Raw genomic sequence first — 8392 nt, forward strand, 5'->3', positions numbered from 1 at the left:
GTGCCCTCGGAGTCCAGGCGGGTGCCGACGCGCTGGTGGCCCGGCTGGTCGCCGAGTCCGGCGTCCGCCCGGCGGTCGACGTCCCGGCGGGGGTGGAGGTGGTGCGGCGCCGGGCCGGCGACCGCAGCTGGCTCTTCGTCGTCAACCACACGGACGCCGAGGCCCGGGTGGCGGTCACCGGCACCGAACTGCTCGGCGGAGCGGCCTGCGCCGGCGAGCTGACCGTGGCCCCCGGCGAGGTGGCCGTGGTGCGCGAGGACGCGGTCCGCAGCGCGGATCCGGCCTGAGCCGACTACCCTTCCCCACGGCCGTCAAGGAGGTTCGATGCTCGCCCAGCAGCGGCAGACCGCCATCCTCGACCTGATCCGGCAGCGTGGCGGCGTCCGCGTCAGCCACCTGGTGAGCCGGTTCGGGGTCTCGGACATGACCATCCGCCGCGACCTGGAGGTGCTCGCCGAGCGGGGCCTGGTGGACAAGGTGCACGGCGGCGCGACCCTGGCCGGTCCCGGCTCCGCCGAGGAGCCGGGCTTCGCCGCCAAGTCCATCCGGCAGCAGGCCGAGAAGCGGGCGATCGCCGAACGGGCCGCCACGCTGGTCGAGCCCGGCATGGCGATCGCGCTGTCCGCCGGCACCACCACGGCCGCCCTGGCCACCCTGCTCGCCGACGTGCGGGGCCTGACCGTGGTGACCAACTCCATCCCGGTCGCCGACGCGCTCTACCAGAACCCGCGCGCCGACCAGACGGTCGTGCTGACCGGCGGCATCCGTACGCCGTCGGATGCGCTGACCGGCCCGGTGGCCGAGGCGGCGATCGGCACGCTCAACGTGGACCTGCTCTTCCTCGGCGTGCACGGGATGAGCCCGCGGACCGGCTTCACGACGCCGAACCTGCTGGAGGCGGGGGTGAACCGCTGTCTCATCAACGCCGCCCGCCGGCTGGTGGTGCTCGCCGACCACACGAAGTGGGAGACCATCGGCATTGCCACCATCGCGCCGCTGGAGGAGGCGGACCTGCTGGTCACCGACGTCGGCCTGCCGGCCGATGCGCGCAGCCAGATCGGTGATCAGGTGGGTGAGCTGATCGTCGTGGATCCTGTGTCGTTCTGACCGGCCGCTTGATCGAGCTGCGGAGGCCGCGGTTGCTGACCGCCATGGTAGGCGCCCCAGAACGGGACGCCGGGCGGAGCACTCACTCCTCCTCGGGTAGTTGGCGCATGGTGCGCAGCGGGGAGAAGACGACCCAGAGCACTCCGAGCAGGGCGCCGACGGTGGCGATCCAGAGGGCGGAGCGGACGCCGATCGTGGCGCCGAGTGCGCCGCCGATCAGGGCGCCGACCGGCCGGATGCCGTAGTTGACGGTGCGTTTGAAGCCGGAGACCACGGCGAGCATCGTCTCCGGTGTGGCCGCGATCTGCACCGATCCGGCTGCGATGTCGAGGACCATGACGCCCAGCGCGGAGACGAACTCGGCGGTGACCAGCAGCGCGACCACCAGGGGTCGTGGTCCGCCGGCCAGCGGTACGAGGATCAGTGGGGCCGGGAAGACGACGAGGCCGAGGATCACCGCGGGGCCGATGCCGATCCGGCGACTGACCGGGCCGGCGATCGTTGCGCCGAGCAGGCCGCCGAACGCGCCGGCTCCGATGATCAGGCCCAGCAGGCCGGGGGAGATGTCCAGTTCGGTGGTCACGTACAGCAGGAAGAGCGCGGCGAACATGTAGTTGAACAGGTTGAGGGTGGTGGCACCGAGCAGGAGCGCCCGGAGGACCGCCGAGCGGGCCACGTACCGCACGCCGGCGGCCATGCCCAGGCCGGGGCCGGCCTGGACGGGACGCTCGGTGACCCTTGTCCGGGTGAGGAAGAACGCCGACGTCAGGTAGGTGAGCACGTCGGCGACCAGTGCGACCGGGGCGGTGAGCACCTGGACGAGCACGCCACCGATGCTCGGGCCGGCCACGTACGACATGGCTCTGCTGCCGTTGATCAGACTGTTGGCGGCCACGTAGTCCGGTCGCCGGACCAGGGCGGCGAACAGGCTGCTGTGTGCCACCTCGAAGAACACCGAGAGGGTCCCGATCAGGAAGGCCACGGCACAGAGCAGCGGCAGGGTCAGTGCGTCCGTCCACCACAGCAGCGGCACGGCCAGGAGAAGGCCCGCCCGGCCGAGGTCGGCGATGATCATTACTTGGCGTCGGCGCGGGTAGCGGTCCACCCAGGCGCCGGCCGGCAGGGAGAAGAACAGGTTCGGCAGCAGCGCGGCGGCGGTCAGGTAGCCCATCTCGGCGGGTCCGGCGCCGATCGCGAGCACGGCCAGCAGTGGCACGGCGAGCTCGGTGATCTGGTCGCCGAAGAGCGACACGGTCTGCGCGGACCAGTAGCGGCGGAAGGTGGTCTGCCGCAGCAGCTTGGGGATGCGCGGCCGGCGCGGCGGTGCGGGGTCGGTGAGGACGAGGGGTTCAATCACGGTCTTGCCGGTCCTCCGCGGGTACGGGTCCACGCGGCACCGCCATCTGGATGATCTGCACCGGGCGAGAGCCGGGTGGGCGTCTCGCCGGGTCAGCAACCCGTTCGTCGTACCGGGCCAGCAGCGCGTCGATGTCCTCCGTGAGCTCGCGCAGCTCAGTGGCGGTGACGTGCAGCAGCGCGTCCCCGAAGCCGGCGGCGGCCCGCCACTCGACAGGCTCGTCGCCGCGGACCGCGAGGTAGTCCTGCGCGCGTTGCACGAAGAGGGCAAGCATCACACTGTTGAGCTGGTCCGTGGCGGCCTTCATGGCCGGGTCGTCGGAGTCGTCGTCCCAGGACGTGTCTCGTGCGGTGGCCCGCCAGGGCCGTTCTCGGCTGTCCGCCCCGGGAACGCGTTCGGCGAACCCGTACTTGGCGAGCTGTCGCAAGTGGAACGAGCAGTTCGGCACGTTGTCGTCGAGCCGGGCGGCAGCCTGAGTCGCGGTCATCGGGCCGTCGCTGCGCAGCAGCCCGATCAGACGCATCCGGAGCGGATGCGCGTACGCCCGCAGGGCCCGCGGGTCGGTGAGCCTGATCGAACGCTGGGACACCTCGTCAGTCATACGCTAGAGAATGCTTTAGAAAGATATCTCTAGCAACTGGTATCCGCCCTTGAGCCGCCGATGGATCTACTCGTATCGCCGCTCCGGCGTGCTTCACAGCGACCTCACAGGGCATCTGGATAGGGTCCGCAGCAGCGACCCGTTCCAGATCGGAGCGGGGATCGGTATCCGGGAGTCCCGATGGTCTTCAAGAAGATGTTGAGCGCGTTCGGCGTGGGCGGTCCGAGCGTGGACACGGTCCTGACGAACCCCAACACCCGACCCGGCCTCACCCTGGACGGGCAGGTCAACCTGGTCGGCGGTGACGCGCCGGCGAACATCGAGCAGGTCGTCGTCGGCCTGGTCACCCGGGTGGAGATCGAGGGCGGCGACCACGAGTTCGCCGGGGTGATGGAGTTCCATCGGATGCCGGTCAGCGGCGCGCTCCAGCTCGCCCCGAAGCAGCAGTTGTCCCTGCCGTTCCAGCTCCCGGTGCCGTGGGAGACCCCGATCACCGACGTGTACGGCCAGCGCCTGCACGGCATGACGATGGGCCTGCGCACCGAGCTGGCGATCGCCCGCGCGGTCGACAAGAGCGACCTGGACCAGGTCAACGTGCACCCGTTGCCGGTGCACGAGCGGATCCTGGAGGCCTTCCAGCGGCTCGGGTTCCGGTTCAAGCACGCCGACCTGGAGCGGGGCCACATCCGGGGCACGCAGCAGACCCTGCCGTTCTACCAGGAGATCGAGTTCTTCGCCGCGCCGCAGTACGCGCAGCTCATCAACGAGGTCGAGCTGACCTTCGTCACCGGCCGGCAGGGCGTGGACGTCATCCTGGAGTGCGACAAGCGCGGCGGGTTCCTGAGTGCCGGCCACGACGTCTTCGGTCGCTACCAGGTCTCGCACGCCGACGCCGACCGGGTCGACTGGGCGCAGGTGGTGGACGGCTGGCTCAAGGAGACCACCTCCCGCTACGGCGGCCTGCGCGCGCAGGGTGGCTTCGGCAACCCGTACGCCGGTCACCGCCGGGGTCCCGGCATGGGCGGCATGGTCGCCGGCGCGGCGCTCGGTGTGGCCGGCGGCATGGTCGCCGGCGAGATGATCGAGGACGCCTTCGAGGGTGACTTCGGCGGCTTCGAGGAGTAGCCCTCCACACGACGGTGCCCTCCGGGACGGATCCCGGAGGGCATCGTGGTGTTACGCGGTGGTGCGCCGGTCAGTGCCGGGCCTTGCGCTCGTCACCGCTGCGGAAGTTGCTGCCCGCCTTGGCCAGACCCCGGCTGCCCAGGTAACCGAGGGTCAGCAAGGTGATCATGAACCAGGCGTTGTCGGCCCGGAAGATGTCCACCCCGGCGGAGTTCCGGCCGACCAGCTGGGACGCGGCGAGGACACCGATGACCGCGGCGATGTAGACCCAGAACTCGGTCGTCCGCAGCGACGGCTTGGTCTCGGTACCGGGCGCCTGGACCGCCTCGCGCCGTCCGTCGTGCGCCATCGGCATCGGACGGGTGGGCGTCTCCACGGCCGCGCGGTCCATGGTGGCGCGTTCCTGCATCTGCGTGCGGTTCTGCACGTCGGCCTGCGGGCGGTTCATCGGCCGGGTGCTTGCTGCCTGCGTGCTCATCGGGTCCTCCTCGGATTTGATGAGTCCCCCGCCCCGCCACCGTGGGTCGGCCACGGCGCGGTTCGCGTTCCTGCCGGGGGCACCCTGCGACTACCCGACCCGTGGGGGGCAGTAACACCCACCTCCGGCCGGATAGTTGTCGCGGCGCCGGGCGGGCCGGGTGACCCCGTACCGCCCGGCGCCGCGCTCAGCGCTGGCCGTTACTGACCGCCACCCGGACCAGCAGGTCCGGGTCGTCGGTGATGATGCCGTCGACGCCGAGGGTTCATGACGCGCTGTATGACCGCCGCGTCATCGACGGTGTACGCGATCACCGTCAGCCCGTACCGCCGCTGAAGGTGCGGATGTCCGGTCCGTGGTGAAGGCCGGGCCGTACCGGGGGTCGCGGGTTGGGGTCGGCCGGCGGGCGCTGCGGGTTTGGCCGGGCGGTGGCCGGGCACGCTGAGATCACCGACGTCTTCTGCGAGGTGAATCGACGTGCGTGAGGACGACATGCGACAGGACGCCGCCCGGCGGGCCGAGGACCGGATCGCCGGTGAGGTGTACGGCGAGGGGGCCCTGGACGAGGTGACCGTGCCCCAGACCGACGTACAGCGGGTGATCCAGGACGAGGACCCGGACGACCCGGCCCACGTCCGGGTCGACCCGCAGGTGCTGCGCGACGGCGGTCCCACCCGCGGTCAGGGTGCGGTCACGACGACCGGTGGCACCGCCGGCCCGGCGAGCGTGCGCCGGCTGGCCCGCCAACCCGAACGCCATCCCGGCAAGGTCGCACCGACCACGACCGGTGACGCCACCACGGGCGGCCTCAGCACCCCAACCGGCGGCTCAACGAGCGACCAGTCCACCACAGCCACCGGCCCCGGCAACTCCACCTTCGACCAGTAACCCACCCACCCACCCACCCACCCACCCCGCCCCACCACCCGCCACCACCGTCCGCGTTGATCAAGGGCTTTGCGTCAAGCCGGAGCACGGATCCTGACGCAAACCCCTTGATCACCGGGGAGGGTGGGTGGGTGGGGTGGGGTTAGGCGGGGCGGAGGATGCCTAGGCGTTGGGTGGCGCGGGTTAGGGCTACGTAGAGGTCGCTTCGGCCTCTTGGGGACTCCTGGACTATGCGGTCGGGGTCGGCCAGGAGGACCGAGTCGAACTCCAGGCCCTTGGCCTGGGCGACGGTCAGCACCACCACGGCGCTCTCCAGCTCCGGATGCTCGCCGACGGCGGCCTCGGGCAGGTCGGCGGTGAGCGCCGCGCCCAGCTCGTCGACCCGGCCGGCGGGCACGATCACGCCGAGTCGTCCGCCCGCCAGGTCAGCCGCCTCCCGGGTGGCCGCGGCGACCAGCTCCGCGATGAGCTGGTCCGCCGGCACCGCACGGTCCCACGGCGGTACGCCGCTGGCGCGGACGGAGCGGGGCGGGCGCAGCGCCGGGTCGATCTCGGTGAGCACGTCGGCGGCGACCGCCATGATCTCGGCCGGGGTGCGGTAGCTCACCGTCAGCTCCTCCAGCCGCCACCGCTGCGCCACGTACGGCTCCAGCGCCTCGGCCCACGAGGGCGTCCCGGACAGCGCGCCGGTCTGCGCCACGTCACCGACGATCGTCATCGACCGGCTCGGGCAGCGGCGCATCAGCAGCCGCCACGCCATCGGCGACAGCTCCTGCGCCTCGTCGACGATGACGTGGCCGAACGCCCAGTTCCGGTCGGCGGCGGCGCGCTGCGCGGTGGTCAGCCGTTCGGCCTCCTCCTGCCGTTCCAGCAGCCGGTCGGCGTCGATGAGGTCGGTGACGCCGAGGATCTCGCCGCCGTCGGCCTCGTCCTCCACGTCGATCGACCGGGAGCCCCGAGCGATTTCCAGCACGCCCTCGGCGTACTCCCGCTCGAAGGCCCGGATCCGTTCCCGGCGGGCCGCCGCGGCGCGGTCGTCCTCGCCGAGCAGCTCGGCCGCCTCGTCGAGCAGCGGGACGTCGGCCGGCGTCCAGCCGCCCGGCTCGCGGTGCAGCAGGGCCCGCTCCGCGTCGGTCAGCGTCGCCGCGGCGGTGGCGATCCGGTCGGCGTCGGCGAACAGGTCGGCGAGCAGGCGCTGCGGGGTGAGCACCGGCCAGAGCCGGTCCAGTACGGCCTTCACCTCGGGTTCCTCGCGCAGCTCGCGGCGGATCTCGGCGACGTCGGCCTCGTCCAGCAGGTTTTCCCCGCCGAGCGGGTCGGCGCCGATGCGCTCGGCCACCTGGCCGGCGAGGGCGTGCACGATCTCGACGTCGAACAGCGCGCGGGCCAGGTTGTGCGGCCGGCCCGACCGCCGGGCCCGGTCCCGGGCCACCCGGACCGTCTCCGGGGCCAGCGTCAGCACCTCCCGCTGCGGGAGTTCGATCTCCAGGGGCTCGTCGGGCACCCACTGCCGGTCAAGGACGGCGGCGCCCAGCACGTCGACCATGACCGGATGGCCCTTCAGCGCCGCCGCCTCGGCCGACTCGACGCGTCGGGCGTTGACGCCGGGGAAGAGGTCGGCCGGGGTACGCAGCAGGACGCCGGTCTCGGCCAGCGCGGGCAGCACCTGGGAGATGTAGCGCAGGAACGTCGCGTTCGGGCCGACCAGCAGCACCCCTCGGGTGGAGAGCTGCTGGCGGTGGGTGTAGAGCAGGTACGCCGCCCGGTGCAGCGCCACCGCGGTCTTGCCGGTGCCCGGCCCGCCCTGGACCACCAGCACGCCCGGCAGGTCGGCCCGGATGATCCGGTCCTGCTCGCCCTGGATGGTCTCCACGATGTCGCGCATCCGGCCGGTCCGGCCGGCGTTGAGGGCGGCCAGCAGCGACGCCTCCCCGGTCAGCTCCTCGTGCGCCGTGGGCGAGGCGGCCTCGATGTCGAGGACCTCGTCGTTGAGGCCGGTGACCTTCCGGTGCCGGGTACGCAGGTGCCGCCGCCGGCGTACGCCCTGGGGGTTCGCGGCGGTGGCGAGGTAGAAGGCGCGGGCCGCCGGGGCCCGCCAGTCCATCAGCAGCGGGTCGTAGTCGCCGGTGGTGTCGAAGATGCCGATCCGGCCGATGTAGTGGCGACCGCCGTCGTCGGTGTCGAGCCGGCCGAAGCAGAGGCCGTTCTCCACCGCGGAGTACTGCTCGACCTGGTCGGCGTACATCTGGACGGCGCCGTCGCGCTGGGAGCGGGCCTGCAGGGTGCCACCGGTGGCGCGCAGTTCCTCGGTCAGCCGGCGGGACGACTGGTCGCGCAGCCCGTCCAAGCGCCCGTAGAGCATCGAGACGTACTCCTGCTCGCGGCCGATCTCGTCGTCGGGCTGCGCTTCACCGGGACCGCCGGAGTGCCTTGACAAGCCGTCTCCCAATTGGTTAGTCTCTTTCCGAGAACGGCCGTTGAGCCGTTCTTTTTTGTTGCCTGAACTGAGAAAGATACCGTCCGCCGGCGTACCGGACCAAGCCCGCGCGGCGAGTCCCGGGCCACTGCCCGCCGGTCGCGTTCCCGCCGCACACGACCACGGGGGCCCGCGCGGCGCGCGGACCCCCGATCGGGCTGTGGTGTTGCTCAGCCCCTGGCCACCTCGTAGAGCCGCTCCGGGGTCACCGCCCCAGCGATCACCCGGCCGTCGTCGGTGAGCAGCACGTTGACCATCTTGGTGGAGAACAGCCGACCGCTGCCCCAGTCGCCGCGGACCGCCGGCAGGCTGCCGAGCAGCGCGCCCAGGTCCGGCTCGTCGGCCGCCGCGGCGTCGCGC

The 8392-nt window shown here is 72.1% G+C and carries 8 protein-coding genes and 1 pseudogene; 4 read left to right on the plus strand and 5 right to left on the minus strand.

The features are described from left to right. Together AB0I76_RS17060 and AB0I76_RS17065 are read left to right on the plus strand one after the other, a co-directional pair. A partial coding sequence (locus AB0I76_RS17060; RefSeq protein WP_357035870.1) for a Beta-galactosidase C-terminal domain occupies window positions 1-287 on the plus strand: 287 nt, incomplete at its 5' end. A 37-nt stretch (window positions 288-324) separates the two neighbouring features. Beyond that, window positions 325-1107, plus strand: coding sequence for a DeoR/GlpR family DNA-binding transcription regulator (locus tag AB0I76_RS17065; protein ID WP_357035873.1), 783 nt, complete (start codon window positions 325-327; stop codon window positions 1105-1107). Window positions 1108-1189: 82 nt separating this feature from the next. On the opposite strand, the gene AB0I76_RS17070 is transcribed toward AB0I76_RS17065, so the two are convergent. Together AB0I76_RS17070 and AB0I76_RS17075 are read right to left on the minus strand one after the other, a co-directional pair. Continuing rightward, complete coding sequence (locus tag AB0I76_RS17070; RefSeq protein WP_357035876.1) at window positions 1190-2464, minus strand: MFS transporter; 1275 nt, start codon at window positions 2462-2464, stop codon at window positions 1190-1192. Beyond that, entirely contained in the window at window positions 2457-3065 is a 609-nt protein-coding gene (locus AB0I76_RS17075; RefSeq protein WP_357035879.1) for a helix-turn-helix domain-containing protein, read from the minus strand. The genes AB0I76_RS17070 and AB0I76_RS17075 overlap by 8 nt, the downstream gene beginning before the upstream one ends. A gap of 180 nt (window positions 3066-3245) precedes the next feature. Here AB0I76_RS17075 and AB0I76_RS17080 point away from each other — a divergent pair, with 180 nt between their 5' ends. Beyond that, window positions 3246-4190, plus strand: a complete 945-nt coding sequence (locus tag AB0I76_RS17080) for a sporulation protein (protein WP_357035882.1) — start codon at window positions 3246-3248, stop codon at window positions 4188-4190. Window positions 4191-4260: 70 nt separating this feature from the next. On the opposite strand, the gene AB0I76_RS17085 is transcribed toward AB0I76_RS17080, so the two are convergent. After that, the gene (locus tag AB0I76_RS17085) at window positions 4261-4668 is read right to left on the minus strand and encodes a hypothetical protein (protein WP_357035885.1); all 408 of its coding nucleotides are present in this window, start codon (window positions 4666-4668) and stop codon (window positions 4261-4263) included. 477 nt (window positions 4669-5145) lie between these two features. On the opposite strand from AB0I76_RS17085, the gene AB0I76_RS17090 reads away from it, so the two are divergent. Then, entirely contained in the window at window positions 5146-5556 is a 411-nt protein-coding gene (locus tag AB0I76_RS17090) for a hypothetical protein (RefSeq protein ID WP_357035888.1), read from the plus strand. A 142-nt stretch (window positions 5557-5698) separates the two neighbouring features. Here AB0I76_RS17090 and AB0I76_RS17095 read toward each other — a convergent pair whose 3' ends face one another. Further along, complete coding sequence (locus AB0I76_RS17095) at window positions 5699-7918, minus strand: ATP-binding domain-containing protein (protein ID WP_357035891.1); 2220 nt, start codon at window positions 7916-7918, stop codon at window positions 5699-5701. A 284-nt stretch (window positions 7919-8202) separates the two neighbouring features. Then, window positions 8203-8392 (minus strand): annotated as a pseudogene (locus AB0I76_RS17100) (hypothetical protein); the annotation flags it as partial.

This window comes from Micromonospora sp. NPDC049799 (assembly GCF_040656655.1).
In the GTDB taxonomy this organism is placed as follows: domain Bacteria; phylum Actinomycetota; class Actinomycetes; order Mycobacteriales; family Micromonosporaceae; genus Micromonospora.